The organism is Variovorax sp. WDL1 (assembly GCF_001541225.1).
GTDB lineage: Bacteria > Pseudomonadota > Gammaproteobacteria > Burkholderiales > Burkholderiaceae_C > Variovorax.
The window spans coordinates 1-221 of record NZ_LMTS01000292.1 but is presented as its reverse complement, the minus strand read 5'-3'; the positions used below and the strand labels follow the sequence as shown (position 1 = coordinate 221).

Below are 221 nucleotides of genomic sequence, written 5' to 3'. Positions count from 1 at the left end.
TGAAGGCGATGTTGCCCATGTTCGGCAGACCCGGGTACACACCCATCCACTCATGCCACCAGTCGTACCAGCGGTCGTAGGTCGTGCCGCGGATGCCGGTGGGCGTTCCGCCATTCGGGTTGTAGGGGTCGCAGTTGTTGCACAGCCCTGCCAGCGAGATCACCGCCACCTGGCCCTTCAGCGCCGTCGTGTCCCACACCGTCACCAGCGCGTATTCGCTC

General features: G+C 64.7%; 1 pseudogene. It reads right to left on the bottom strand.

Annotated features, from left to right (window positions below):
• Positions 1 to 221 (bottom strand): annotated as a pseudogene (locus tag APY03_RS42960) (hypothetical protein); the annotation flags it as partial.